The organism is Alsobacter sp. KACC 23698, assembly GCF_045348435.1.
GTDB lineage: Bacteria > Pseudomonadota > Alphaproteobacteria > Rhizobiales > Beijerinckiaceae > Alsobacter.
In genome coordinates this window covers 1,906,063-1,930,917 of record NZ_CP157484.1, presented here as the reverse complement: position 1 = coordinate 1,930,917, position 24,855 = coordinate 1,906,063, and the positions used below count along the sequence as shown (strand labels likewise).

Here is a 24,855-nt window from a genome sequence, read left to right as displayed (position 1 = left end):
TCCTCCCGTCGCACGCGACCCCCGACCGGCATGCCCCTGCGCCGGATCACAGGGAACGACGCCATTGACCCTCGTGCTCTTCCTCCAGCAGGTGCTGAACGGCCTCCTCGACGGCGTCTACTACCTGCTGATCGCGTTGGGCCTTTCGCTCATCTTTTCGCTGGGCGGGATCGTCAACCTGGCGCACGGGGCGTTCTACGCCATCGGCGCGTATCTGACGCTCGTGCTGTCGCCCTATGTGGGCTTCGGCGGGTCGCTGGTTCTCTCGCCGGCGGCGGTGGCCCTGCTGGGCGTGCTGATCGAGCGTTTCCTGTTCAGGCGATTCTACCGATCCGACCCCATCCTGTCGTTGCTGCTCACCTTCGGGCTCGCCATGGTGGCCGAGCAGGCGCTGCGCATGATCTTCGGCGCGCCGCCGCTCAGCTACTCGATCCCGCAGGCGCTGCGCGGCCAGATCTTCCTGGGCGACTTCGTCTATTCCTATTACCGCACCGTCCTGCTCGCGATCGCGATCGGCTGCGTGGCGGGCCTGTGGGTGCTGCTCCACAAGACGTCCTTCGGCCGGGTGGTGCGGGCCGGGGTGCAGAACCCGGACATGGTGGGCGCCCTCGGCATTTCGCTTGAGCCCTACATGGCCGCCGTCGCGGCGCTCGGCATCGGCCTCGCCGGCCTCGCCGGGGTGCTGCTGGCCCCCATCTACGCCGTTCACCCCGCCATGGGCGCCGAGATCATCACGCCGGCCTTCGTGGTCGTGGTCATCGGCGGGCTGGGATCCTTCTGGGGCGTCGTGCTGGCGGCCCTGCTGGTCGGGCTCGTCAAGGGCATGATGGTGGCGGTCGGCTATTCGGCCGGCTCCACGGCTGCGATCTACCTCTTGATGCTCCTCGTTCTGCTGTTCAGGCCACGGGGCCTCCTCGGCGAGCGCATCACCCGGTTCGAGTGAGGCGCGCCATGCCGACGACATCGTCTCCCATGCTGGCGCGCGTTCCGTTGCCGCTCGTGTTCGCCGCGGTCGGGCTGGTCCTGCTGCCGGCGGCGCTGCTGGCGCTCGGGCTCACGATGACGTCGGCCACCGAGGTCGTCGTCTACGCCATGGCGTGCATGGCGCTGAATGTCTTGGTCGGCCACACGGGGCTCGTCTCATTCGGCCACGGCGCCTGGTTCGGCCTTGGCGCCTATGCGGCCGGCCTCATCCAGCGCCACTGGATGCCGGGCGCGTTTTTCGGCCCGACGCTGCTCGCGCTGGCGCTGGTCGGCCTGCTCGCGGCGGCCTTCGGGTCTCTCATCCTGCGCCGGCGCGGCGTCTACTTCTCGCTGCTGACGCTCGCCCTGTCGGCCATGATGTACGTGCTCGCGTTCCGCTGGACCGAGGTGACGGGCGGCGAGAACGGCTTGGCGGGGATCACCCGGCCGGCCTTCGCGGGCGTCGATCTGGAGGCCTCCGCGCCGTATTACTGGTTCGTGGCCGCGCTCGCCTTCGCGGTGCTGGTCGGCCTCTGGCGGTTTCACCATTCGCCGGTCGGAACGGTGCTGGTCGCCATCCGGGAGAACGAGCAGCGCGCCCGCTTCCTGGGCTATCCGACCAACCGCTACAAGCTCGCCGCCTTCGTGCTCTCCGCCGTGCTGACCGGCCTTGCGGGCATTCTGCTCCTCTACAAGAACCGCATGACGTCGGCCGAGCCCATCTCGGTGACCTTCTCGGGCGAGCTTCTCGCCATGGTGGTCATCGGCGGCATGCGCAGTTTCCTGGGGCCGGCGATCGGGGCGCTCTTCTACATCCTGTTTCGCGAATTCCTGTCGATCTACACCGAAAACTGGCTGTTCTGGTTCGGCCTCGTCTTCGTCAGCTTCATCGTGTTCTCGCCCTCCGGACTGGTCGGCGTGGCTGAGCGACTGCTCGCGCCGTTCCGCAAGAGAGTGGTCGAGGACGCCGCCATGTCGGCGCGCCGCACCGAGGAGATGCCCCTGCCCGCTTCGCTGCGCCCGAAGGAGCACGTCCACGGCGTCGTTCTCGAGGCGACCGGCATCTCCAAGCGCTTCGGCGGCATCAATGCGGTGCGCGACGTCACGATCAGCATCCGCGACCGCACCCTTCATGCGCTGATCGGCCCCAACGGCGCCGGCAAGACGACGGCGTTCAACCTGCTGTCCGGCATGTTCAAGCCCGATCAGGGCGACGTGCGCCTGCTCGGCCGCTCCATCGTGGGCCGTTCGCCCGAGACGATCGCTGCGGCCGGCATCGGGCGCTCGTTCCAGATCACCAACCTGTTCGCCGGCCTGACCGTGGAGGAAAACCTACGGCTCGCCGTCCAGGCCCGCCACGCGGGGCGTTTCGGCTTCTGGAAACCGGCGACGTCGCTGGCCGGGATCGCGGACGAGACGAACCAGATGGTGCGCTATCTCGGCGTCGCCGGCATCGAGCGCGCCGAGGCCGAGTCCCTCTCCTATGGCGGGCAGCGGCTGCTGGACATGGGCCTGGCGCTCGCGACCGCGCCCCGCATCCTGCTGCTGGACGAGCCCCTGGCCGGCCTGGCGGCCGCCGAGCGCCAGCGGATCGGGGCCATCATCAAGCGCATCTCGGCCGACCTCCCGGTGCTCCTGGTGGAGCATGACATCGACCGCGTGTTCCAGCTGGCCGACCATGTCACCGTCATGAATGACGGGCTCGTGCTGCTGGACGGCACGGTCGAGGACGCCCGCTCGAGCCCGCGCGTGCAGGAGGTCTATATCGGTTCGGGCGCGGCCAGCGTCGCCGCCAAGCCGCGCGAGACCGCCGCCGAAAAGGCCGAACTGCTGACGCTGCAATCCGTGAACACCTTCTACGGCAAGAGCCACATCCTGCGGGACGTCTCGCTCACCGTTCACGAGCACGAGGTCGTCGCCCTGCTGGGGCGCAACGGCGCGGGAAAGTCGACGCTGCTGAAGACCCTCACCGGGATCGCGCCGGCGGCGTCCGGCTCCATCCGCCTGTCCGGCGCCGAGCTCGTGGGCCGTCCCTCGGCCCAGACGGCGCGGCTCGGCGTCGGCTATGTGCCCCAGGGGCGCGGCCTCTTCGCCGGCATGACGGTGGCGCAGAACCTGGAGCTCGGCCGGTTGCGCCGCCAGACCGGCAACGGCGTGCATTGGGAGCTGGAGCGGATCTACGAATACTTTCCCCGCATCCGCGAGCGGCTGGACAGCCCGGCCGACTACCTGTCGGGCGGCGAGCAGCAGATGGTGGCGGTCGCGCGGGCGCTGTCGGGCGACGTGCGCGTGCTGCTCCTGGACGAGCCCTTCGAGGGTCTCGCGCCCGCCGTCGTCGAGCAGCTCTTCGAAGCCTTCGACCGGCTGCGGCGCGAGGTCGCCATCATCATCGTCGACCATCACCTCGATCTGGCGCTGGCGCTGTCGGACGCCACCCTGGCGCTCGAACGCGGGCAGGTCATTCACGCGGGGCCCTCCAAGGCGTTGCGCGACGACCTCGACCTGCGCCGTAAGGTGCTTTGGCTCTAGTCACATCGCAGAGGTTCGGGATGCCGCATGCTTTGAACACCACGGTCGCCATCGTCGGCGTCGGGCTCATCGGCCGGGCCTGGGCGGCCATTTTCGCCCGCGCCGGCTGGCGGGTGCGCCTCACGGACCCGCATGGCCCGACGCTGGCGGCCGCGCCCGGCCTGATCCGGGAGGAGCTAGACAAGCTGGCGCGCCACGGCCTGGCCGACGACCCGGAGGGAGCCGCGGCCCGAATCACGGTCGCGGCCTCGCTGGCGGACGCGCTCGAAGGCGTCTCCTTCGTCCAGGAAAACGGGCCCGAGGTCGTCGAGCAGAAACAGGCGATTTTCGCCGAGCTGGACCGGCTGGCCCCGCCCGACGCGATCCTGTGTTCCTCCACCTCCGCCATCGTGGCGTCGCGCTTCACGGAGGGCCTGCCCGGCCGGGCGCGCTGCCTCGTCGCGCATCCGGTGAACCCGCCCCACCTCGTGCCCATCGTCGAGCTCTGCGGCGCGCCCTGGACCTCGCCCGAGACCGTGGAGCGCGCCCGCGAGGTTTTCAGCGCGATCGGACAGGTCCCGATCACGGTGAAGAAAGAGGTCGACGGCTTCATCCTCAACCGCCTGCAGGGCGCGCTGCTGGCGGAGGCCTTCCGGCTCGTCGGCGAGGGCTATGTCTCGGCCGAGGATCTCGACCACACGGTCAAGGACGGCCTCGGCCTGCGCTGGTCGTTCATGGGGCCGTTCGAGACCATCGAACTCAACGCGCCGGGCGGCATCCCGGACTACTGCGCCCGCTATACCGGCTTCTACAAGGGTCTGGCCCGCGACGCCGCCGGACCCGAGGTCTATGAGAGCCCCAACATCGACCGCGTCGCGGCGGCCTGGCCGCATGCGGCGACGCCCGAGCGCATCGCCCAACGCACGCGGTGGCGCAACGAGAGGCTGGCCGCGCTCGCGGCCCACAAGCGCGCCGCGCCGGACCCCGCCTGAATCACCCCCCGCCGAGAACAAGGGACCAGCCCATGAGCCGCAAAGTCATCATCACCTGCGCCGTCACAGGCGCGATCCACACGCCGTCGATGTCGCCGGCGCTCCCTGTCACCCCGGAGGAGATCGCGGACGCCGCCATCGGGGCGGCGGAGGCCGGCGCGGCCATCGTCCACCTTCACGCCCGCAATCCCACGACCGGACAGCCCGACCAGACGCCAGAGGCTTTCGCGCCCTTCCTGAAGGTCATCAAGCAGCGCTCCAACTGCGTGATCAACCTGACGACCGGCGGCGCTCCGACGATGACCGTGCAGGAGCGCGTGCGCCCGGCCGCCACCTTCAAGCCGGAGGTCGCCTCCCTGAACATGGGCTCGATGAATTTCGGCCTGTTCGGGATGCTCAACCGCTTCAAGGATTTCAAGCACGAGTGGGAGCCGAAATACCTCGGCAACAAGGACATCCTGTTCCGCAACACCTACCAGGACATCGAGTATGTGCTGACCACGCTGTCGGAGACCGGCACGCGGTTTGAGTTCGAGTGCTACGACACCTCGCACCTCTACAACCTCGCCTACTTCCTGGACCGCGGCCTCGTGAAGGCGCCCCTCTTCGTCCAGACCGTGTTCGGCCTGATGGGCGGCACCGGGGCCCATCCGGAGGACGTCATGCACATGAAGCGCACGGCGGACCGACTCTTCGGCGACAAGTTCAAGTGGTCCGTCCTGGGCGCCGGGCGTCACCAGCTGCCGATCGCCGCCATGGCGGCCGCCATGGGCGGCAATATCCGCGTCGGGCTGGAGGACTCGCTCTGGGCGGGGCCCGGCAAGCTGGCCCAGTCGAACGCCGAGCAGGTCACATCGGCCCGCCGCATCATCGAGGGCCTCGGCTTGGAGGTCGCCACCCCGGACGAGGCGCGCGAGATCCTTTCGCTCAAGGGCGGCGACAAGGTCGACTTCTGAGGACGCCGGGTTGCTGCCCAGGCCGCAGCAAGGACGTCGGAGATCTCGGCCAGCGTCGCCTTCCCGGCCTCGCTGACCGAGACGCCGACGAAGCCCCGGCTTGCGCGAGGCCGACCGCCCGTCACGACCCGGCCTGAGCGGCCTCCCTGGACATCGCGTGCGCAGGAAAGCTGGTCTGACGCTCGATCATCCGCCGGACGACGATCGGAGCGGGACCCTGGTGAAGGGCGATCAGGGCTTTGCTGATGTCCGTGTCGGCCTGCGTCATGCGTTGGTTCTGACGCAGATACTCCTGCCACGTCGGGCAGTCGTATCGCTCGATCCAGGTGGTGGGATCGGCGAGGTCCCGCATCAGCGTCCAGTGGCGTGCGCCGTCGCGCAGGCGGATCCTGCGCCGGCCAGCCATCACCGACATGAACGTTTCCTCGTCCTCCGCGCGGATCCGGTATTCGATGGCCACGATGATGGGGCCGCTCTGCGGCCGGATGTCGAGGGAGATTTCCGGGTCCTTCCACTCGCGCGGGGTGAGATCGAGCTCCTGGACGTCGGGCACCGGGAACACACGGCCCAGCGCCGCGCCCAGCGCGAGCACGACGGCTGAGCCGAGCAAGGCGTTGCGGGTGCCCGCCTGCTCGGCCGCGATCCCCCAGGCCCAGCTCCCCACGGCCATCCCGCCGAACGCCGCCATCTGGTAGAGCGCCACGGCGCGCCCGACGACCCAGCGTGGCGACGATAGCTGGACCGCGGCGTTGAACCCGGCCAGAGCCAGGACCCAGCTTGCGCCCCCGACGAACATGCAGCCCATGGTGACGAGGGGCCGGCCGCTGAGGGCCGCGCCCCCGGCGCAAGCCGCCGCCCCGGCGAACGCCAGCGCGACGCAGCTCTCCGCCGAGAGCGAGCGCCGGCGCATCTCACCGCCGAGAAACGCCCCGGCGATCGCGCCCACGCCGAATGCGCCCAGAAGCAATCCAAAGGTCAGCGGGCCACCCTGGATCAGGTCGCGGGCGATCAGGGGCATCAGCGCCTGAACGGATATCGCGGCTGCGCCAAAGATCAGGCTGCGCGTCATGACATTGAGGATGCGCGGCGACATCGCGACATAGCGCACGCCCGCCGCCATCGCCCTGCCGAGCGTTTCTGGCGGAAGCCTCCGCTCGACCTGCGGCAGACGCCATCGGGCCAGCACGACGATCAAGCCGAGATAGCTGACGGCGTTGATCGCGAACGCCCAGAACGCGCCAGCCCAGGCGACGATGAAGCCGCCAATGGCCGGCCCGACGCTGCGCGCGATGTTGAACCCCACGCTGTTCAGGGCGATGGCGGCCGGAATCTCGGCCCGCGGCACCATCTCTCCCACCAGCGACTGCCAGGCGGGTCCGTTGATCGCGGTCCCGCATCCGATGAGGAAGGTGAAGCCCAGCAGCGCGGCCGGCGTGAGCAGTCCCATGAGGCTGAACACGGCCAGGAGCATCGAGGACGCGAGCAGGAACACCTGCGCAGCCAGCATCAGCTTCCGACGGTCGAGATTGTCGGCGAGCGCTCCCGCCATGAGCGAGAAGAGCATCACGGGCACGGTGTTGGCGGCCTGGACCAAAGACACCATGCCGGCGCTCGGATCCAGCGAGGTCATCAGCCATGACGCGCCGACCGTCTGGATCAGCCCGCCGAGGTTGGACGCCAGGCTCGCGATCCAAACGTGGCGAAAGATGCGGCGTTGGAATGGAGCTAGCTGCACTGAATCCACTCCCGAACGGCGCAGAAGGCCGGTCTCACGAAGGTCCGGGCGCGTACGGCGCTCGCTGCTCCCACCCACAATCGGTGGCATGAGTCGTCAACAACTACCGGAAGTTGAAGCGCCCTATGGTCAAGGGATCGCAGACCGAAACCGCCGCATTGGCGTGGCTGCTGGATCATGTGATCATGATGGCTGTTCGCGATCGTAGGAGGAGGACCTCATGCGGTTTCTAGCGGTCGTCGGCGCGCTCGCAATCCTCGTTGGAATCGGAGCAGCGGTCTATCTGTTTGGCGGCTTCTACAGCGTCGCCGCCCAGGTCGAAGATCCTGCCGTCATGAACTGGGCGCTCGTCCAGATCCGCAGCCGTTCGATCCGGCGCAACGCCGCCGACGCCCCTCCGCCGGACTTTCAGGGCCGGGTCGCCGCCGGCGCCAAAGCCTTCGTGCAGCGCGGCTGCCCGACCTGTCACGGAGCTCCAGGAATGGAGTGGGCGAAGTTCTCGGAGGGCTTGAATCCCTCGCCGCCCGACTTGAAGGACATCGCGGGCGGGCTTGAGCCGCAGCACATCTTCTGGGTGGTGAAGCACGGGATTCGAATGACCGGCATGCCGAGCTTCGCAGCGGCCGGGGTGGCCGACGACGAGATCTGGTCCATCGCGGCCTTCGTCAAGCAGCTGCCGAAGGCGTCGGAGGGGGACTTCAAAGCCTGGACGGGACAAGCAGGCGCGGCGCCGCCCGCCCCCGACGCGTCGGCCCCCAAGCCCTGACGTCGTCGTCGGCGACTTCAGGGCTGAACGTCAGCGTCCTCACCGTTTCAGCGAGATCTGCATTCCGCTCAGGTCGAGCGAAAACATGAGGCCCGCCTGGCGGCCTCGCAACTCCAGGACGCCCCCCTGGGCGTTCTTCAGTCTCGCGACTTTCCCACCGCCGGCCACTGCGGCGCCGAGCTCGGCGGCCGTGTAGACGCCCTCGATGTCGGAGGGGCGGTTCAGGTTATAGGCTCTGCCGATCAGGTCGGCCTTGGAGGCGCCCACGGTGGCGCCGAGGCTCACCCCGCCGATTCCGAGCGGATAGCTTCGGCCAGCGAAGGTGAGCATCCCTGATCCGCCGGAGACGCCGACCACGAATCCAGCCTTGAAGATCTGGACCCGCACCGTTCCGGTTCGCGCCTGGGCAGGGGCGCCTCCCGCCAGCACGCCGAACAGGCCAACAGGAAACCCAAAGCCAATCCTCGATGGAGCATGCCGAATCTCCTCACAAGCTCGCTTCCGGCTCGCCGTGGCGAGAGGCGCCCGGCGGCGTGGTGCGGTGGAGCGACGTCGATGCCGAGCGCTGTCACGCTCGTGCATGGCGCGGTCACACTAGCCTGATAGGCGACGCGAGGCGCCAGTATCTTACTGTAACTAACCTGCGCCGGGGCGACGGGGGTGGTAGCAGGAGGCACGCCAGCGCTGCGGCCTCGGGACCAATGCGGCCGTCATGCGGCGCCCTGTGCACCAGACGAAAGGCAGCCCCGTGTCCGTCGCCGTCAACCCAGCCGCCCCGCATGACCTGCCGGTGTTCATCACGGGTCCGGGAGACACCGACCTGCTCATGGTGGGAACCGGGATCTTCCTTCTCTTCGCCGTGCTTGGCGTCGGGCTGCTGTTCCTGCGCATCCACACGCTGCCGGAGCGCATGGCTCACAAGTCGCAGAAGCTGCAATTTGAGATCGTGGCCGTGCTGGGCCTCCTCGCGCTGTTCACGCACGAGCACATCTTCTGGGTGGCGGGGCTCCTGCTGGCCCTGGTCGACCTTCCCGACTGGGGGTCGCCGCTTCGCCGGATGGCCGGTTCGCTGGAGAAGATGGCCGGGATCGCTCCGGATGCCGGGGCGGACGCCGCCGACGCCATCGAGCGCAAGGGCGTGCCGGAGATCGCCGCTCCCGTCGACGACCGGGAGCGGGTCGCGGAGCGCCCCCTCAAGCATGCGGAGGGCTGAGACATGCTCGAACTCATTCTGTGTTCGCTGCTGACCATCCTCCCGGACTACCTGTACAGGCGCTTTGCGCAGGGCAAGCGGCTCGGCAAGGAGATCAATCTCTTCTCCGTCTGGTTCGAGCTGCGCTGGGGGCTCGTCGGCTGCCTGATGCTGACGATCGCGCTGATCACGACCGTCTTCTACAACCATCCGGCCACCACCAACGTGACCGCCTTCTTCCGCACGGTGCCGATCGTGCCTGAGGCCAACGGGCGCGTGGCGGAGATCTTCATCAGGGGCAGCGAGGAGGTGGCGAAGGGCGCGCCCATCTTCCGGCTCGACAACTCCCGCCAGCAAGCCGAGGCCGAGACGGCGCGGCGCAAGGTGGCCGAGATCGACGCCCAGTTCGTGATGGCGCAGGCGGACCTGGCCGCAGCGGAAGGCCAGATCACGCAGGCGCAGGGCGCCTACGACCAGGCCCTCGACGAATTGCGCACCAAGCAGGAGCTCAACCGCCGCAACGCGGACATCGTGGCGCGGCGCGAGATCGAGAAGCTGCAAACCCTGGTCGATACCCGCCAGGGCGGGGTGGATGCGGCCCAGGCGGCCAAGAAGGCCGTCGAGACGCGCGTCTCCACGCTCCTGCCGGCCCAGAAGGCGAGCGCCGAGGCCGCGCTGGCCCAGGCGGAGGTGGAGCTGAGCAAGACGGTGATCCGCGCCGGCGTCAGCGGCCGCGTCGAGCAGTTCGCGCTGCAGGTGGGCGATATCGTCAACCCGTTCATGCGCCCCGCCGGCGTGCTCATCCCGGAAGGCGCGGGCCGCCGCGCGCTCTATGCGGGCTTCGGCCAGATCGAGGCCCAGGTGATCCGGCCCGGCATGGTGGCCGAGGCGTCCTGCATCTCCAAGCCCTGGACCATCATCCCCATGGTGGTCACCGACGTGCAGGACTATATCGCCGCCGGCCAGTTCCGCGGCGGGGAGCAGCTCATCGACGCCCAGCAGGTCGCCAAGCCGGGGACCATGCTGGTGCGCCTCGATCCGCTGTTCGAGAACGGCCTTGAGGACGTCACGCCGGGCAGCAGCTGCGTGGCGAACGCCTATACGAGCCACCACGAGGAGCTGAAGAACGGCGAGCTGAGCTCGTTCCAGCGGTTCGTTCTGCACGGCGTGGACGCCGTCGGGCTCGTCCATGCGCTGCTGCTGCGCATCCAGGCCCTGATCCTGCCGATCAAGAGCCTCATCTTCAGCGGCGGCCACTGAGCCTCATCGGCGGCCGCCCGAGGCCGGCGCGATCGAACGCAACCGGCCGAGCGCCCGGCCGCGCTGCGGCCGGGCTTCAGTCTTGTCGCCCAGTTTTGGCGCCCTTGCCGGTCCGCTTCGTCGCGCGCCCCAGATGCTCGTCCGCGTGCTTCACGTAGTCCCGCAGTTCGCCCACGAGCTCGGCCACGAGGCGATCGCATTCCGCCAGGGCGGCGGCGTTTTCGGGCGTCTGCGGGAGCGTCTCCGACAGCCGGATCACCTCCTCCAGGTCATCGCAGAGGGTCTGGAACCCGGGGCTGTGCGCGTAGAGCTCCGCGGCGCGGCGTTCCGCGCCAAAGGCCGCTGCGATCGCGACGATCCTCTTGTGCATCGGCGGCTCGCTCAAGGCGGTCGAGTTCATCGAGGCAGCATGCGGCCACTCGCGCGCGGCTTGGAGTATCTTACTGTAGGAGGCGGCTTGACGCGGCCGCAGGGGTGATCCCGCCCCGCGTCCGTCCCGCCGATACGGTAAGATACTTCCCGCTCCTTCCCGGCCCGAAGATCCTTCCAGCCTGCGTGCGGCATCCGTCTCGGCATGCCGCCTCACCCGCTCGAGGGAGGCACTCATGGCCACGGCGGCGCCCCGCATCGACCAGTTCTTCGTCCTGCACGCCACCCGCAACGATCGCTGGCAGGCCGTGGCCGACCAGGCGCGGGAATGGTGCGCCGGGGGACAGCGCCCGGACGGACTGGTCGAGGCTGTCGACGAACTCGCCGTGCTGGAGCAGTTTCACGCCATCCCCGGAAGCCCGACGGTCGAGCGCCTGCGCGGACTGATCGAATCCGGAGACTCCGACGAAGCGGCCCGCCTCGCGCGCCATGTCGCCGAAGTCCTCATGCTGGGCCGCGGCTCGGATCTCGCTGACGAGTGGGAGGCCGAGGAGGACGCCGTCCTCGCCGACATCGTGCCCAGCGTCGTCGCGCCCGGCGAAGGGCGGCGGCCCTATTTCGAAGTGCTGTACGTCACGGGCCAGGAGGAGCCGCGCTGGAAGGCGCTGCGCAGCCAGGTTCGGCGCCTGCGCCGGCGCGAGGACCAATTCGTCTATGAGCCGGTGTTCGTCGGCTCGGTCGAGGACGCGATCTGCGCGACCGTGATCAACCCGCGCCTCGCGGCCGTGGTGATGGGCGAGAACGTCACCCTGCATTCGCGCCACGACGCCCCGGTGATCCGCGAGCTGCTGGAGCATGCGTCCTACGCGAAGGCCGCCGGCGGAACGGGCCTGGAACTCGCCCGGGCCCTCAAGCGGATCCGGCCGGAGCTGGACCTCTACATGCTGTCGGGCCGCAATGTGGAGGCGATCGCCGGCGACCCCCAGGCGGATGTGCTGCGCCGTGTGTTCCACTCCATCGAGGAGCCGGTCGAGCTTCACCTGTCCATCCTGGAGGGCGTGGCGGCGCGCTACGAGACGCCGTTCTTCGACAACCTGAAGAAATACGCGCAGCGTCCCATCGCCACGTTCCATGCCTTGCCGATCGCGCGCGGCAAGTCGGTGTTCCAGTCGGACTGGATCCGCGACATGGGCGAGTTCTATGGCATGAACCTGTTCCTGGCGGAGAGCAGCGCCACCACGGGCGGCCTCGACAGCCTCCTGGAGCCGACTGGCAACATCAAGAAGGCGCAGGACATGGCGGCCCGGGCCTTCGGGGCGGACCACGTCTTCTTCGTCACCAACGGCACGTCCACCAGCAACAAGATGGTCGTGCAGGCGCTGGTCAGGCCGGGCGACGTCGTCATCGTCGATCGCAACTGCCACAAGTCGCATCACTACGGCCTGGTGCTCAGCGGCGGACAGCCGAGCTATGTCGAAGCCTTCCCGTTGACGCAGTACTCCATGTACGGCGCGGTCCCGCTCGAGGCCATCAAGAAGACGCTGCTCGATTTCCGCGACGACGGCCGCCTCGACCGCGTGCGCATGCTCGATCTGACGAACTGCACGTTCGATGGGCACATGTACAACACCCGGCGCGTGATGGAGGAATGCCTCGCCATCAAGCCGGACCTGATCTTCCTGTGGGACGAGGCCTGGTCCGGCTTCGCGCACTGGTCGCCCTTCCTGCGCCCGCGCACGGCCATGGGCGCCGCGGCGGACCTCAAGGATTGGCTGGCCAACCCCGAGTCTCTGGACGCCTACGAGCGCCAGCAGGCCGAACTGGGCGCCGAGCCGTCGCGCGAGACGCTGATGGCGACCCGCCTGGTCCCGGATCCCCGCAAGGTGCGGCTGCGCGTCTACCAGACCAACTCGACGCACAAGTCGATGTCCGCCATTCGCCAGGGTTCGATGGTGCTGGTGCGCGACGTCGATTTCCCGCACGTGGAGAGCCAGTTCCACGAAGCCATCTTCACCCACGCCTCGACGAGCCCGAACCAGCAGCTCATCGGCAGCCTCGACGTGGCGCGCCGGCAGATGGAGCTGGAAGGCTACGGCCTGGTCATGAACGCCATCACGATCGCGCTGAAGATCCGGCTGGCCGTGAACGGTCATCCGCTCGTCTCCAAGTACTTCCGCGTGCTCGGGGCCGACGAGATGATCCCCGAGCAGTTCCGCAATTCGGGCTTCGTCGACTACCTCTCGCAGGGCGTGAACTGGGGCAAGGTGCTGCAGGCCGTGCACGAGGACGAGTTCTTCCTGGATCCCACCCGCATGACGCTGGTGTGCGGCACCGCCGGTTTCGACGGCACGAGCTTCAAGGGCTTGCTGGCCAACCGGTTCAACATCCAGGTCAACAAGACGTCCCGCAACTCCGTCCTGATCCAGTCCAACATCAACAACACCCGCAGCGACGTCGCGCTGCTGCTGCGCGTGCTGGTGCAGGTGTGCCGCGAACTGGAGGAAGGCGGCGGGACGTCCACGGACGGGTTCAAGCGGAAGGTCCACAGCCTCATGACGGAGGTGCCGGACCTGCCGAATTTCAGCCGGTTCCACGACGCCTATCGCAAGGACGGCGGCGCCTCGACCACCGAAGGCGACATGAGGACGGCGTTCTTCGCGGCCTATCGCGAGGAGAATTGCGAATATGTCCCGCTGCGCAGCGCAGAGATCGACAAGCGGCTTGAGAGCGGCCCCGAACTGATCTCGGCGAACTTCGTGATCCCCTACCCGCCGGGGTTCCCGATCATGGTGCCAGGTCAGGTCCTCACCAAGGACGCCATCACCTTCATGCGCAAGCTCGATGTCAAGGAGATCCACGGCTACGAGGCGGCCAGGGGGCTCAAGCTGCTCAAGCCGGACCGGCTTTGAGCGATGCTGATCGCAGTACTCGTCTGAACGGGTGACATCATGACCGACTGGTTCGTTCAAACCCTTCGCAGCTATCCGGAAATCGCGATCTTCTTGTCCCTGGCGTTCGGATACTATTTCGGCTCGTTCACCTACAAAGGCCTTGGCCTTGGGGCGGTGACCGCCACGCTGATCGCGGCCGTGATCATCGGCCAGCTCGACATCAAGATCACCGGGCCCCTCAAGCCGACCTTCTTCCTGATGTTCCTGTTCGCCATCGGCTACGGGGTTGGACCGCAATTCGTCCGAGGCATCGCCAAGGACGGGATTCCGCAAGCGCTGTTCGCGGTGGTCGTCTGCGTGTTCTGTCTGGGCGGCGCCTATTTCGGCGCAAGGATCGCCGGCTACGACGTCGGCGCGGCCGCTGGCCTCTACGCCGGCTCGCAGACCATCTCGGCGTCGATGGGGCTTGCGACCGACGCGATCAACCGGCTTGGATTGCCGCCGGAGGAGAGCCAGAAGATCTTCGACGCCATGCCGGTCGCCTATGCGGTGACGTATCTCTTCGGCACGATCGGCTCGGCGATCGTCCTGGCCCTGCTCGGCCCGACGCTTCTCGGCATCGATCTGGAGGTCGCCTGCAAGCGCTACGAGGAGGAGCACGGGGCCAAGAAGCAGCTGGGCGGTCCTGGCACCGCCTGGCACCAGTTCGAACTGCGCGCCTTCCGGGTCCGCGAGGGCGGGCCGGTCGTGGGCAAGACGGCGCAGGAGGTCGAGGCGCTGCTCCCCGACCAGAGGGTGTTCGTCCAGCGCATCCGGCGCGACAGCCAGCTCGTCGATGCGACCGCCGACACCGTGATCCAGGCGGGCGACGTCGTCGCCCTGGCGGGTCGGCGCGATGTGCTCGTCAACCTCGCCGGCGCCGGGGCTCAAGAGGTCGACGACCGCGAGCTTCTCGCGGTGCCCGCCGAGGGCCTCGACGTCTATGTCACGAGCAAGTTCGCCGACGGAAAGACCCTCGCCGAGCTCGCCAAAGCGCCCGGAGCGCGGGGCGTCTATTTGCGCAAGATCACCCGTGGGGCTGTCGCGACCGATATTCCCATCCTGCCGGACACCCAGTTGCAGCGGGGCGACATCGTCACGATCGTCGGGCGTTCGCAGGACATCGCGTCCGCGACGAAGATGCTGGGCGTTCCGGACCGGGCGACCGACGTGGCGGACGTCGCGTTCATCGGCGCGGCCATCGCCATCGGCGCCCTTCTGGGAGCGGTCGTCTACAAGGTCGGCAGCGTGCCGTTCACCCTGTCCACGTCGGGCGGGGCGCTGATCTCGGGCCTCTTCTTCGGGTGGCTACGCTCCGTGCGCCCGACCTTCGGGCGGATCCCGTCGTCCACGGTCTGGTTCATGAATTCGGTGGGCTTGAACGTGTTCATCGCCGTGGTCGGGATCGCGTCCGGGCCAGGCTTCGTGGCTGGCTTGAAGCAACTCGGCTTCAGCCTCTTCCTCTGGGGCGTGGCGGTGACCACGGTGCCGCTGATCCTGGCGATGTATGTCGGCAAATATGTTTTCCGCTTCCACGACGCCATCGTGCTCGGCTGCTGCTCGGGCGCCCGGACGACGACCGCCTCGCTCGGGATGATCAACGACCGCGCGAAGAGCCAAATCCCGGGCCTGGGCTACACGGTGACTTACGCCGTCGGGAACACCTTGCTGACGATCTGGGGAATGGTGCTGGTCATGCTGTTGGCGTGACCCGCAGCGACCGCATCACCTCGGCTTACTGTCCCGATCCATGAGTTTCAGGAGTAAGTTATGGCCGACATCCTCACGCTCAAGAAATTCGAAGCTCTCAGCCCTTTCGAGATCAAGGACGAGTTGATCAGCCTCGCCAAGGCGACGTCGCGGACCACGCAATCGGCATTCCTCAACGCCGGCCGCGGCAATCCGAATTGGGTCGCCACCAAGCCGCGCGAGGCCTTCTTCCTTCTCGGCCTGTTCGCGTTGACCGAAAGCCGGCGGGTCATGGACCATCCCGCCGGCCTCGGCGGCATGCCGCAGGCCAGCGGCGTGGCGGCGCGGCTGGACACATGGCTCGCCCAGCATGCGGGCATGCCGGGCGCCGAGCATCTCGCCGCGACGGTCCGTTTCGCGGGGGAGAAGTTCGCCTTCGATCGCGACGCCTTCGTGCACGAGCTGGTGGACTCGATCATCGGCGACAACTATCCGGTGCCCGACCGGATGCTCGTCCACAACGAGCGGATCGTGCATGAGTATCTGATGTGGGCGATGTGCGGCGAGCCGCGGCCCTCCGGCAAGTTCGACCTCTATGCGGTCGAGGGCGGCACGGCCGCGATGTGCTACATCTTCAAAACCCTGAAGGCGAACCGGCTCCTGCACCCGGGCGACACCATCGCCCTCGGGACGCCGATCTTCACGCCCTATCTCGAGATGACGCACCTGGAGGACTACGACCTCAAAATGGTGCAGATCAAGGCGCCGCAGGAGAACCGCTTCCAGTACACCGACGAGGAGATCGCCAAGCTGGAAGACAAGTCCATCAAGGCCTTCTTCGTCGTGAACCCCGGAAATCCGACCGGGATGGCGATGAGCAAGGAGACGATCGCCAAGATCGCCACCCTGGTGAAGACCAAGCGCCCGGACCTGATGCTGCTCACCGACGACGTGTACGGAACGTTCGTCGACGATTTCAGGTCCCTGCTCGGCGAACTTCCGCACAATACGATCGGCGTCTATTCCTACTCGAAATATTTCGGATGCACCGGCTGGCGCCTGGGCGTGATCGCGGTCCACGAGGACAACATTTTCGACACCATGATCTCGCAGCTGCCTGCGGCCGATCTGGAGGCGCTCGACAAGCGCTACTCTCCCCTGACCCTGGAGCCGCGCAAGCTCAAATTCATCGACAGGATCGTCGCCGACAGCCGCGACGTGGCTCTCAACCACACGGCCGGTCTCTCGCTGCCGCAGCAGGTCATGATGAGCCTGTTCTCCCTGTCGGAGATGATGGACGCCTCGAAAGCCTATCAGAAGGCCTGCGTGGAGATCGTGAACCGGCGGGCGAAGGCCCTGATCGAAGGGCTTGGGCTACAGCTGGCCCCCAATCCGAACTTCGACGCCTATTATGGCCTGATCGACTTCGAGTTCTGGGCCCGCAAGAACATCGGCGACGAGGCGGTCGAGTATCTGAAGACGCATGTGCATCCGCTCGACCTGGCGTTCCGCCTGGCCGAAGCCCATGGCATCGTGCTGCTGAACGGTGGCGGCTTCTCGGCTCCGGACTGGTCGCTCAGGGTCTCGTTGGCGAACCTGCCCGACGAGGCCTATGACGATATCGGGCGAGGAGTCCGGACCATCGCACGAGGGTACCGGGACGCCTTCGAAGCCTCCAAGGCGGCAGCCAAGCAGGGGTGAGGACGAGCGCGTAAACTGGCGAGCGGGGGCATCGGGGCCGCCTTTGGAAGGAAGCCCTCTGGTTTGGCGGATGTCGTCACACATCAGCCGATCCTGCTCGCCCGTTCCAGCCCGCGCGTGCAGCGGCTTTCGCGGAAGTTCGCCTCGCGCCAGAAGCGGACCTCCGCGTCGTTGCTGGCGGCGGGCTCACGACGCGCCAAGGGTCTGCTCAAGGCCCTCAGGAACGCCCGCACGGCCAGCCATCCGCCGCGGCTCGGCGGCGGGCGTCACTCGCCCTTATTGATCGAGATCGGCTTATGAGCGTTGTCCTGGAGACCGTATTTGGCGAGCAACTGGTCGTAGACGCCGTCCGCCTGCAGCTTCTCGAGGGCGCCCTTGACGGCGTCGCGGAGCCCGTTCTCGGCCTTGGTGAAAGGAATGCCCACGAGCGACTGGGTGAACGCCTTTCCAAGCGGGACGTAGGTGTTCGGCTCGAGTTTCTGGAAATACGGGAGCGTCTCGTTGCCTTGCACCGCGGCCTGCAGGCGCTGCGTCTTCAGCTGCGTGCGCGCATCGACCGATCCCTCGGTGCCCACCACTGTGATGGCGGGCTTGCCGTTCGCCTCGCAGTTCGACTTGCTCCAGTCGGCGATCTGTTGGGGCCAATTGGTTGAGCGGCTTGCGCCCACGCTCTTGCCACACAGGTCGGCCGGGGACTTGATCTCTCCAGCCAGGGCCGTGATCGTATAAAACTGGGCCCCTGAGCTCATGTAATCGACGAAGTCCGCCACTTCGCGGCGGCTCGGCAGGTCGCTCATGCCGGCCATCACCATGTCGACGCGGCCCGTCTGCAGCGACGGCAACATCTGCGCGAAGGCGATCTCCTGCCACTCCGCCTTGACGCCGAGCGTCTTGGCGATCGCCTCGCCCAGGTCGATGTCGAAACCCGTCAGCGTGTTCGTCGCGGGCTCCTTATAGGCGATGGGCGCATAGTTCGGGAACGTGGCGATCACGAGCTTGCCCGCCTGTTTCACCCTGTCGGGCGCGGTCTGCGCGCTTGCGAGCGACCCGCCCGCCGCCAGGGCGACGGCGACGATGGCGAGGGTGGCGAATGTCTTCTTCATGGGAGGCTCCAGGTTCGTGCGTCGTATTCAGGGCAGCACGGCGGCCAGGAAGTCGCGCGTGCGGGTGTGGGACGGGTTGGAGAGAAGCGTCGCGGGGGGACCCTGCTCGACAACGCGTCCCCGGTCCATGAACACGACCCGGCTCGCCACTTCGCGCGCGAACCCGAGTTCGTGGGTCACGACCACCATCGTCATGCCGCCTTGGGCGAGGTCGCGCATGACAGCCAGGACGTCGCTCACGAGTTCGGGGTCGAGCGCCGAAGTCGGCTCGTCGAAAAGCAGGAGCTCAGGCCTCATCGCCAGCGCTCGCGCAATGGCGATGCGCTGCTGCTGGCCGCCTGAGAGTTCGGCCGGGTAGGAATCGCGCTTGTCCGAGAGGCCGACGCGCTCCAGGAGCGCCATGGCCTCAGACACCGCTTCGGCGCGGGGCCGCTTCATGACCGTCACCGGACCTTCGATGATGTTCTGCAGTGCGGTCATATGCGCAAAGAGGTTGAAACGCTGGAACACCATGCCGCTCGCCAGGCGCTGGCGCGCGACCTCGCGATCGTTCAGCGGGAAGAGGCGGTCGCCGTCCTTGCGATACCCGACCAGCTCGCCATTCACCCAGATGGCGCCCCCATCGATGCGCTCCAACTGGTTGATGCAGCGCAGGAAAGTGCTCTTGCCGGATCCGGAGGGGCCGATGACGCACACCACTTCGCCGCGGGCGACCTCGAGGGAGACGCCGTCCAGCGCCTTGAGCGGACCATAGGTCTTGCGCACGTCCAGCGCGATGATCATGGGCGTCATGCTGGCCCGCCCTCGGCCGCTGCTTCGGGCCGCGCCTGGGTGCGGCCCCCACGGGCGAACCGGCGCTCCAGGACGTGTTGCCCGACGCTGAGCACCGTCACCACGGCCAGATACCAGATCGCGGCCACGATCAGGAGTTCGATGACCCGGGCGTTCGCGAAATAGATCGTCTGCGCGTTGCGCAGGATCTCGGAATACTGGATCACGCTGGCCACCGAGGTGAGCTTGACCATGCTGATCACCTCGTTGCCGATCGGCGGGATGATCACCCGCATGGCTTGCGGCAATACGATCCGGCGAAGCGTCGTCAGGCGCGTCATGCCGATCGTCTTGGCCGCTTCGGTCTGGCCCAGATCGACGCTCAGGATGCCGCCCCGCACGACCTCGGCCGTGTACGCGCCCTGATTGATGCCAAGGCCGAGCAACGTCGCCATGAAGGGCGTCATGACGTCCACGGTGCGCCACTCGATGAGCCCAGGGACGCCGATGCGCGGGAACACCAGCGCCAGATTGAACCACAGCAGCAGTTGCAGCAGGAGTGGCGTGCCCCGAAAAAACCAGATGTAGAACCCCGCCAGCCAGCGCAGCACCGGGTTTGGCGACATCTTCATGATGGCGAACAGGACGCCAAGCGTTACGCCGAGCGCCATGGCCCACACCGTCATGGCGACCGTGTTGACGAGGCCGCTGAGAATGGCCGACGCGGTGAGGAATTGTCCCACGACGGCCCAGGCGATCTGCCCCTCGACAAACGCCTTCACGACAGCCGCAAAGCAGGCGAGCACGAGCGCGGCGGCGATCCACCGGCCGTAGTGCTTCGGCCGCACATGGGTGAGATGCGCGATTTCGTAAGGCGAGGCGCCGACGGGAGCGCCCGGCGCGACAGACGGCGGGCTCATGCGGGTTTGTCTCGATCAGGGAAATGGCGCGGGCCGGCATAGGCGCCCGCCCAGGCGCGCTGCTCGACGAGCCTGGCCTCGAGGCGCGCCAGCTGCTCGCGCACGCGCGCCGGGGCTGTTCCGCCCGGGCCCGAACGGGCCGCGATGGCGGCCTGAGCGGTCAGCGCCTGCAAGAGGGTCGCGTCGAGCCGGGGATCGAAGGCGGCGAGCTCCTCCGCCGTGAGGTCCTGGAGGCCAACGCCCTTCTCCTCGCAGGCCTGGACGAGCGCGCCGGTGATCTCGTGAGCATGCGCAAACGGCACGCCCCTGCGCGACAGCCAGTCGGCGACTTCGGTGGCGAGCGTGAAGCCATCCGTGGATTGCGCCAGCAGGCGGTCGACGCGAACGGTCATGCTGGCCACCATGCCGGCTAGGGCGGGAAGGGTCGCCAACAGCGAGTCGAGCGCGTCGAAGGCGGCGCGCTTGTCTTCGGACAGGTCGCGATTATAGGCGAAGGGCAGGCCCTTGAGCATGGTCAGGACGGTCGCGAGGTCGCCGATGAGGCGAGCCGCCCGGCCACGCGTGAGTTCCGCGATGTCCGCGTTTTTCTTTTGCGGCATGATCGACGAGCCTGTGGCGTAGGAGTCGTGAAGCTCGATCCAGCCAAACTGACGTGACGACCACAGGAACAGCTCCTCGGCCAGCCGTGACAGGTGAACGTTGGTCATGGCGGCCACGAAGACGAACTCGGCGACGTGGTCTCGGCTCCCGACTGCGTCGATCGAGTTCTCACAGGGCGCGTCATAGCCGAGTTCGGCTGCGGACAGGTCGGAGCGGAGCGCGATGGCGGACCCGGCCATGGCGGCGGCGCCGAGCGGCGACGTGGCGGCGCGCCGATCCCAGTCGCGAAGGCGCTCGACGTCGCGCCACAGCGTCTGAGCGTGCGCGAGCAATTGATGGGCGTAGCTCACGGGCTGCGCCGGCTGCAGGTGCGTGAATCCTGGCGCAACGGTCTCGATGTGAAGCTTCGCCTGGGCGACCAACGCCTCTTGCAGGCCGATGACGTCCTGAGCCAGGAGCCGCGCGCCGTCTCGCAAGAAGAGCTTAAGGTCGTTGGCGGCCTGGTCGTTGCGCGAGCGTCCGGCGCGCAGCTTGCCGCCCAACGCGCCCAGGCGCTCGGTCAGCAGACGTTCGACGAAGGTGTGGACGTCCTCGTCGGTCTCGATCGGGAGCGCCCTGCCCTCGCGGTGATCCTGGGCGATTCCGGTGAGCGCCGAGCAGATCGCCTCACGTTCCGCGGTGGCGAGAAGGCCCGCCCGCTCCAGCTCCCGCGCATGGGCCTGGCAGGCGTCGATGTCGTACGGCGTCAGTCGGAAAAAGCTCGCGTCGGCCCGCGACAGACGCATCATCTCGGGGGCGGGCGGGTGCCGGAAGCGGCCGCCCCACAACATGCCGCTCTTGCTCATCACACATCTCCTGGCGCCCCCAAAGCTACAACCTGGCCCCGTCCTCACAACTGAAATGATGGACAGCCCCCATTCCGTTTTGGAATAAGGGGGCGCGAGATCACCGTGTCATGCCCAACCGACCGACATTGCCCTCCACGACGGGCCTGCGCGTCTTGCTCGCCGTTGCCGAGCACGGCTCCGCATCCGCGGCCGCGCGCGCCTTGAACATGACCCAGAGCGCGGCGTCCAAACAGCTGAAGGCGGTCGAGGCGAGCGCCGGATCGGCCTTGTTCCTGCGCTCAGCGCATGGTCTGGCTCTCACGGAGGGCGGACGCATCTATGTCAGGCAAGCCCGCATCGCCATGGCCGCGCTGGAGGCGGCGGCGGTGAGTTTGGCGGCGTTGCGCGACGCGCCGCAATCCATTCGCCTGCATGTGTTGCCGATCCTTGGCGACCGGTGGTTGGTGCCGCGCTTCACCGGCTTCGCCGAGCGGCATCCGGAGATCGACGTCCAATTCACCACGTTCGTGACGAGCGACGTCGCGGAGGAGGCGGACGGCGTCTTCCGGTTCGGAGAGGGCGTCTGGCCCGGCCACGACGCGGATTACCTGTTCGGCCGAACCGTGCTTCTCGTGGGCGCTCCCCACCTGCTGCAGCGCCAGGGGCCTCTCGCGACGCCGGCGGACGTGGCTCGCTTTCCGATGCTGGAGCACTTTCAGACGCCTCTTCGATGGTCAGAGTTCACCCAGGCGCACGGCCTCGACGCGATCACGCCGTCTCACACGATCCGCTTCGGCTTCTACGCGTTGGTGATCCGCGCCGCGATCTTCGGCCAGGGGCTGGCGCTTGTTCCCAAGCGGCTGGTCGAGGAGGAACTGGCCTCAGGCAAGCTGGTGAACCCTTGCGGCCTTCATTTTGAAAGCCGGCATGTCTACTACTTCACGACTCCCAAGGGTCGGAGGCCCAAGCGCGAGTTGAGACTGTTCCGCGACTGGCTGATCGCGGAGGCGGGCCAGACAGGCGGACTTGCTCCCGCCAAAGAGCTGGACGCATGAACCCGATCCCGCCGCTTGCCGAAATCCCTGCGCTCCGGCCCATTCCGAGCGGCTCTGATCAGCAGACGTACAGTTCTCTTTGTGATCGCCTATCGCGCTGACTGTCAGAGCGGTGAATCGCCAGGTCCGCCCCAGGTCAACTCCGGGTGCCGGCGGCGGCCTGAAAGGACTGGATGCGGCTCAGCTTGCTCCGTCCAAGATCGCACGGACCTTGGCGGCGAGCTCGTCGAGCGAATAGGGCTTGCCGAGCAGATGAACTCCAGACTCCAGGGCGCCGTGATGGACCACCGCGTTACGCGTGTAGCCGGTGGTGAAGAGGACCTTGAGCTCAGGCCTACTGCTCAACGCTTCTTCCGCCAGCTTCGCGCCGTTCATCCCAGGCATAACGATGTCCGTGAATAACAGGACGGTTTCCGGATGGGCTTCCAATTGCCTCAGCGCAGCGGCCGCCCCATCGGCTTCGATCACCAGATAGCCAAGCTCGCCAAGCGCCTCGACGCTGAACTGACGCACGGTCTCCTCATCTTCCACGACGAGTATCGTTTCGGTCTGCTCACCCAGCGGAGGAAGATCCGGGGTCACGTGTCCGCCTGCCTCACGATCCGCACCAAGCAGACGAGGAAGGTAGATCTTGACCGTTGTGCCCTGCGCCCGCCGGGAGTGAATCTTCACAGTCGCCCCGGACTGTTTGACGAAGCCGTACACTTGGCTGAGGCCAAGTCCGGTGCCCTTTCCCACCTCCTTGGTCGTGAAGAACGGATCGAAGGCTTTTTCGATGACCTCCTGGGCCATTCCACAACCCGTGTCGCTGACGGCGATGAGCACGTATTGACCCGATGGGACGCCGAGCTGCGCCGAAGCATGGCGCTCATCGAGGTGAGCATTCTGGGTTTCGATCGTCAGCTTTCCACCTTCGGGCATGGCGTCCCGACTATTGACGGCGAGATTGAGCAGCACGTTTTCCAGCTGGTTCGGGTCAGCATGCGTTCGCCAAAGACCGCCGGCCTGAACGATCTCAAGACGGATATCGCTCCCGAGCGCGCGACCTAGCAGATCGGACATTCCGGCGACGAGCTTGTTCGCATCCACCGCCTGCGGCTTCAAAGGCTGCTGACGTGAAAAGGCCAACAGGCGCTGCGTTAAGGTCGCAGCTTGCGGCGTACTCGACGACCTCGCCTGCACCCCCGGTCGACTCCCTTCCAGGGATGACGCCCAATTTGCGCCGGGCAGTTCACGATTCTGACGGGCGGCCTGGTCGCGAAAGAGCCTAAGCAGACCTCTTTGCATGTTCCCCACTACTCGTCCGCTGTTGAGCAGTGCAAGCATGCGACTTCCGCTCTTGGCGGAAAGTAGGCCTCCTCAACGTCCGCTTTCAATTGGGTCAGACGCGGGGCCGCGAGTCAGTCATGCGAAGAATCGCGCAGGCCGAAACTCGGCCAATTCTGGTCGCCTCGTCCCACTCACGATCTCGTCAGCCGCCATGGCGCCCAGAGCTGGCGAAAGCGTCGCGCCACTATGGGTCACCATGACGTAGTAGTTTTGGAGCCCCGGGACCGGACCGATGGCGGAGAGCCCGTCTTTCGGGATGGGCCGCACCGTCACCCGCGCGGCTTCAGGCTTGACCGGCGCAATGCCGGGGAGAATCCGGGTGAGCCGCTTCACGAGATCGATGGCCTGATCCATGCCGGGCTCGACACCGAGCTCCGGCGTCACCGTGGCGTCGGCGGGCCCCCAATGCAGCATCAGCCGACCGGCTCCGTCGGGGCGGAAATCGCAAATCGGCGACGCCACGACGCGCTGGATCGACGCCGGCACGGGCGGGGTGAAGACCAGAAAGCCAATCGTCGGAGCAAGCGGCACCACAGGGGCGTCGCCGCCGGATGCCTCGTTCGACCAGCGTCCCGTGCAGTTCACCACCTGGTCGGCGTAGACGGTTTCGCCGCTCGCCGTCCGTACGCCTTTCACGGCCCCACCCTCGACGATCAGCCCGGCGACCCGCGTCTGGATGCGCAGGACCGCGCCACGTCGGCGCGCCGCGCTCATCATCGCGTGCGCATAGACGACCGGATCGAGCCAGCCGTCCCTCGGGTACCACGCGACCGGCGCGTCGCCGATCGCCTCCGGCGCGATGTCCGGCTCCAGCTCAAGCGCCTGCTTGCGATCGATCCATTCGACCGGGTAGTCCCAGTCCTGCAGGCGCGCGACCTTGGCCTTCTGCTCGGCCCGCTCGGCGGGAGCCTTCCACTCGATCCGCCCGCCGCCGTGCCACCATGGCGTCGAGCCGAACTCGTCCATGAGCGCCGCATGGGCTCGCATGCCCGCCACGTTCAGGTCGTGGTAGGCGCGCGGCGCCTTGTTGCACGAGTTCGTCCACGCGAAGCTGACCCCGGAGGTCCCTCCTCCGACGCGGGTGGCTTCGAGCACCGTGACTTTCACGCCCGCGCTGGCGAGGCGGTACGCGACCGAGGTTCCCAGAACCCCGGCTCCAATGACGATGATGTCCGGCATGGTCGTTTTC

General features: G+C 67.3%; 21 protein-coding genes and 1 pseudogene. 13 read left to right on the top strand and 9 right to left on the bottom strand.

The features are described from left to right. Positions 1-64: 64 nt before the first annotated feature. From ABEG18_RS08995 to ABEG18_RS08980, 4 genes are read left to right on the top strand one after another with little or no spacing between them, the layout of a single operon-like run. Complete coding sequence (locus ABEG18_RS08995; RefSeq protein ID WP_406857722.1) at positions 65-943, top strand: branched-chain amino acid ABC transporter permease; 879 nt, start codon at positions 65-67, stop codon at positions 941-943. 29 nt (positions 944-972) lie between these two features. Beyond that, complete coding sequence (locus ABEG18_RS08990; protein ID WP_406858573.1) at positions 973-3,492, top strand: ATP-binding cassette domain-containing protein; 2,520 nt, start codon at positions 973-975, stop codon at positions 3,490-3,492. Between the two features lie 20 nt (positions 3,493-3,512). Next, positions 3,513-4,463: a 3-hydroxyacyl-CoA dehydrogenase gene (locus ABEG18_RS08985; protein ID WP_406857721.1), complete on the top strand. Its 951-nt coding sequence runs from the start codon at positions 3,513-3,515 to the stop codon at positions 4,461-4,463. A 32-nt stretch (positions 4,464-4,495) separates the two neighbouring features. After that, positions 4,496-5,419, top strand: a complete 924-nt coding sequence (locus ABEG18_RS08980) for a 3-keto-5-aminohexanoate cleavage protein (RefSeq protein ID WP_406857720.1) — start codon at positions 4,496-4,498, stop codon at positions 5,417-5,419. A 121-nt stretch (positions 5,420-5,540) separates the two neighbouring features. Here the strand turns inward: ABEG18_RS08980 and ABEG18_RS08975 are convergent, their stop codons facing one another. Beyond that, complete coding sequence (locus ABEG18_RS08975; RefSeq protein WP_406857719.1) at positions 5,541-7,154, bottom strand: MFS transporter; 1,614 nt, start codon at positions 7,152-7,154, stop codon at positions 5,541-5,543. Between the two features lie 220 nt (positions 7,155-7,374). Here ABEG18_RS08975 and ABEG18_RS08970 point away from each other — a divergent pair, with 220 nt between their 5' ends. Then, entirely contained in the window at positions 7,375-7,920 is a 546-nt protein-coding gene (locus tag ABEG18_RS08970) for a c-type cytochrome (protein ID WP_406857718.1), read from the top strand. A 39-nt stretch (positions 7,921-7,959) separates the two neighbouring features. On the opposite strand, the gene ABEG18_RS08965 is transcribed toward ABEG18_RS08970, so the two are convergent. Continuing rightward, complete coding sequence (locus ABEG18_RS08965) at positions 7,960-8,307, bottom strand: hypothetical protein (RefSeq protein WP_406857717.1); 348 nt, start codon at positions 8,305-8,307, stop codon at positions 7,960-7,962. A gap of 361 nt (positions 8,308-8,668) precedes the next feature. Here ABEG18_RS08965 and ABEG18_RS08960 point away from each other — a divergent pair, with 361 nt between their 5' ends. Next, the gene (locus tag ABEG18_RS08960; protein ID WP_406857716.1) at positions 8,669-9,133 is read left to right on the top strand and encodes a hypothetical protein; all 465 of its coding nucleotides are present in this window, start codon (positions 8,669-8,671) and stop codon (positions 9,131-9,133) included. 3 nt (positions 9,134-9,136) lie between these two features. Continuing rightward, positions 9,137-10,372, top strand: a complete 1,236-nt coding sequence (locus tag ABEG18_RS08955) for an HlyD family secretion protein (RefSeq protein WP_406857551.1) — start codon at positions 9,137-9,139, stop codon at positions 10,370-10,372. 76 nt (positions 10,373-10,448) lie between these two features. On the opposite strand, the gene ABEG18_RS08950 is transcribed toward ABEG18_RS08955, so the two are convergent. Continuing rightward, positions 10,449-10,742, bottom strand: a complete 294-nt coding sequence (locus tag ABEG18_RS08950; RefSeq protein ID WP_406857552.1) for a hypothetical protein — start codon at positions 10,740-10,742, stop codon at positions 10,449-10,451. A gap of 235 nt (positions 10,743-10,977) precedes the next feature. Between ABEG18_RS08950 and ABEG18_RS08945 the strand changes: the two genes are divergently transcribed. From ABEG18_RS08945 to ABEG18_RS08930, 4 genes are all read left to right on the top strand, one after another. Further along, positions 10,978-13,650, top strand: a complete 2,673-nt coding sequence (locus ABEG18_RS08945; RefSeq protein WP_406857715.1) for a decarboxylase — start codon at positions 10,978-10,980, stop codon at positions 13,648-13,650. Between the two features lie 39 nt (positions 13,651-13,689). After that, on the top strand, positions 13,690-15,381 hold the full coding sequence (aspT, locus tag ABEG18_RS08940) for an aspartate-alanine antiporter (protein WP_406857714.1): 1,692 nt from the start codon (positions 13,690-13,692) through the stop codon (positions 15,379-15,381). Positions 15,382-15,441: 60 nt separating this feature from the next. Beyond that, complete coding sequence (locus ABEG18_RS08935) at positions 15,442-17,061, top strand: bifunctional aspartate transaminase/aspartate 4-decarboxylase (RefSeq protein ID WP_406857713.1); 1,620 nt, start codon at positions 15,442-15,444, stop codon at positions 17,059-17,061. Positions 17,062-17,124: 63 nt separating this feature from the next. Then, positions 17,125-17,361, top strand: coding sequence for a hypothetical protein (locus ABEG18_RS08930; RefSeq protein ID WP_406857712.1), 237 nt, complete (start codon positions 17,125-17,127; stop codon positions 17,359-17,361). On the opposite strand, the gene ABEG18_RS08925 is transcribed toward ABEG18_RS08930, so the two are convergent. The 4 genes from ABEG18_RS08925 to argH are packed head-to-tail and all read right to left on the bottom strand — an operon-like array spanning position 17,328 to position 21,300. Continuing rightward, positions 17,328-18,164, bottom strand: coding sequence for an ABC transporter substrate-binding protein (locus ABEG18_RS08925; protein WP_406857711.1), 837 nt, complete (start codon positions 18,162-18,164; stop codon positions 17,328-17,330). The two genes, ABEG18_RS08930 and ABEG18_RS08925, sit on opposite strands and share 34 nt — an antisense overlap. A 27-nt stretch (positions 18,165-18,191) precedes the next feature. Further along, positions 18,192-18,956: an amino acid ABC transporter ATP-binding protein gene (locus ABEG18_RS08920; protein WP_406857710.1), complete on the bottom strand. Its 765-nt coding sequence runs from the start codon at positions 18,954-18,956 to the stop codon at positions 18,192-18,194. Continuing rightward, a complete protein-coding gene (locus tag ABEG18_RS08915; RefSeq protein ID WP_406857709.1) occupies positions 18,953-19,855 on the bottom strand; it encodes an amino acid ABC transporter permease in 903 nt (300 codons plus the stop codon). Before ABEG18_RS08915 ends, ABEG18_RS08920 begins: the two co-directional genes overlap by 4 nt. After that, complete coding sequence (gene argH / locus ABEG18_RS08910) at positions 19,852-21,300, bottom strand: argininosuccinate lyase (protein WP_406858572.1); 1,449 nt, start codon at positions 21,298-21,300, stop codon at positions 19,852-19,854. Before argH ends, ABEG18_RS08915 begins: the two co-directional genes overlap by 4 nt. A gap of 110 nt (positions 21,301-21,410) precedes the next feature. On the opposite strand from argH, the pseudogene ABEG18_RS08905 reads away from it, so the two are divergent. Both ABEG18_RS08905 and ABEG18_RS08900 read left to right on the top strand, forming a co-directional pair. Next, positions 21,411-21,557 (top strand): annotated as a pseudogene (locus tag ABEG18_RS08905) (LysR family transcriptional regulator); the annotation flags it as partial. An 87-nt stretch (positions 21,558-21,644) separates the two neighbouring features. Then, on the top strand, positions 21,645-22,337 hold the full coding sequence (locus tag ABEG18_RS08900; protein ID WP_406858571.1) for a LysR substrate-binding domain-containing protein: 693 nt from the start codon (positions 21,645-21,647) through the stop codon (positions 22,335-22,337). 180 nt (positions 22,338-22,517) lie between these two features. Here the strand turns inward: ABEG18_RS08900 and ABEG18_RS08895 are convergent, their stop codons facing one another. Both ABEG18_RS08895 and ABEG18_RS08890 read right to left on the bottom strand, forming a co-directional pair. After that, the gene (locus tag ABEG18_RS08895) at positions 22,518-23,663 is read right to left on the bottom strand and encodes an ATP-binding protein (RefSeq protein ID WP_406857708.1); all 1,146 of its coding nucleotides are present in this window, start codon (positions 23,661-23,663) and stop codon (positions 22,518-22,520) included. A gap of 78 nt (positions 23,664-23,741) precedes the next feature. Continuing rightward, the gene (locus ABEG18_RS08890) at positions 23,742-24,845 is read right to left on the bottom strand and encodes an NAD(P)/FAD-dependent oxidoreductase (RefSeq protein WP_406857707.1); all 1,104 of its coding nucleotides are present in this window, start codon (positions 24,843-24,845) and stop codon (positions 23,742-23,744) included. Between the last annotated feature and the right edge of the window lie 10 nt (positions 24,846-24,855).

Bases quoted from the DNA above. Each gene is read 5' to 3' on its own strand.
- ABEG18_RS08925 (WP_406857711.1), bottom strand. From the start codon at position 18,164: ATGAAGAAGACATTCGCCACCCTCGCCATCGTCGCCGTCGCCCTGGCG.
- ABEG18_RS08895 (WP_406857708.1), bottom strand. From the start codon at position 23,663: ATGCTTGCACTGCTCAACAGCGGACGAGTAGTGGGGAACATGCAAAGA.
- ABEG18_RS08950 (WP_406857552.1), bottom strand. From the start codon at position 10,742: ATGCACAAGAGGATCGTCGCGATCGCAGCGGCCTTTGGCGCGGAACGC.
- ABEG18_RS08945 (WP_406857715.1), top strand. From the start codon at position 10,978: ATGGCCACGGCGGCGCCCCGCATCGACCAGTTCTTCGTCCTGCACGCC.
- ABEG18_RS08900 (WP_406858571.1), top strand. From the start codon at position 21,645: ATGGCCGCGCTGGAGGCGGCGGCGGTGAGTTTGGCGGCGTTGCGCGAC.
- ABEG18_RS08990 (WP_406858573.1), top strand. From the start codon at position 973: ATGCTGGCGCGCGTTCCGTTGCCGCTCGTGTTCGCCGCGGTCGGGCTG.
- ABEG18_RS08935 (WP_406857713.1), top strand. From the start codon at position 15,442: ATGGCCGACATCCTCACGCTCAAGAAATTCGAAGCTCTCAGCCCTTTC.
- ABEG18_RS08955 (WP_406857551.1), top strand. From the start codon at position 9,137: ATGCTCGAACTCATTCTGTGTTCGCTGCTGACCATCCTCCCGGACTAC.
- argH (WP_406858572.1), bottom strand. From the start codon at position 21,300: ATGAGCAAGAGCGGCATGTTGTGGGGCGGCCGCTTCCGGCACCCGCCC.
- ABEG18_RS08915 (WP_406857709.1), bottom strand. From the start codon at position 19,855: ATGAGCCCGCCGTCTGTCGCGCCGGGCGCTCCCGTCGGCGCCTCGCCT.
- ABEG18_RS08890 (WP_406857707.1), bottom strand. From the start codon at position 24,845: ATGCCGGACATCATCGTCATTGGAGCCGGGGTTCTGGGAACCTCGGTC.
- aspT (WP_406857714.1), top strand. From the start codon at position 13,690: ATGACCGACTGGTTCGTTCAAACCCTTCGCAGCTATCCGGAAATCGCG.
- ABEG18_RS08985 (WP_406857721.1), top strand. From the start codon at position 3,513: ATGCCGCATGCTTTGAACACCACGGTCGCCATCGTCGGCGTCGGGCTC.
- ABEG18_RS08970 (WP_406857718.1), top strand. From the start codon at position 7,375: ATGCGGTTTCTAGCGGTCGTCGGCGCGCTCGCAATCCTCGTTGGAATC.
- ABEG18_RS08980 (WP_406857720.1), top strand. From the start codon at position 4,496: ATGAGCCGCAAAGTCATCATCACCTGCGCCGTCACAGGCGCGATCCAC.
- ABEG18_RS08920 (WP_406857710.1), bottom strand. From the start codon at position 18,956: ATGACGCCCATGATCATCGCGCTGGACGTGCGCAAGACCTATGGTCCG.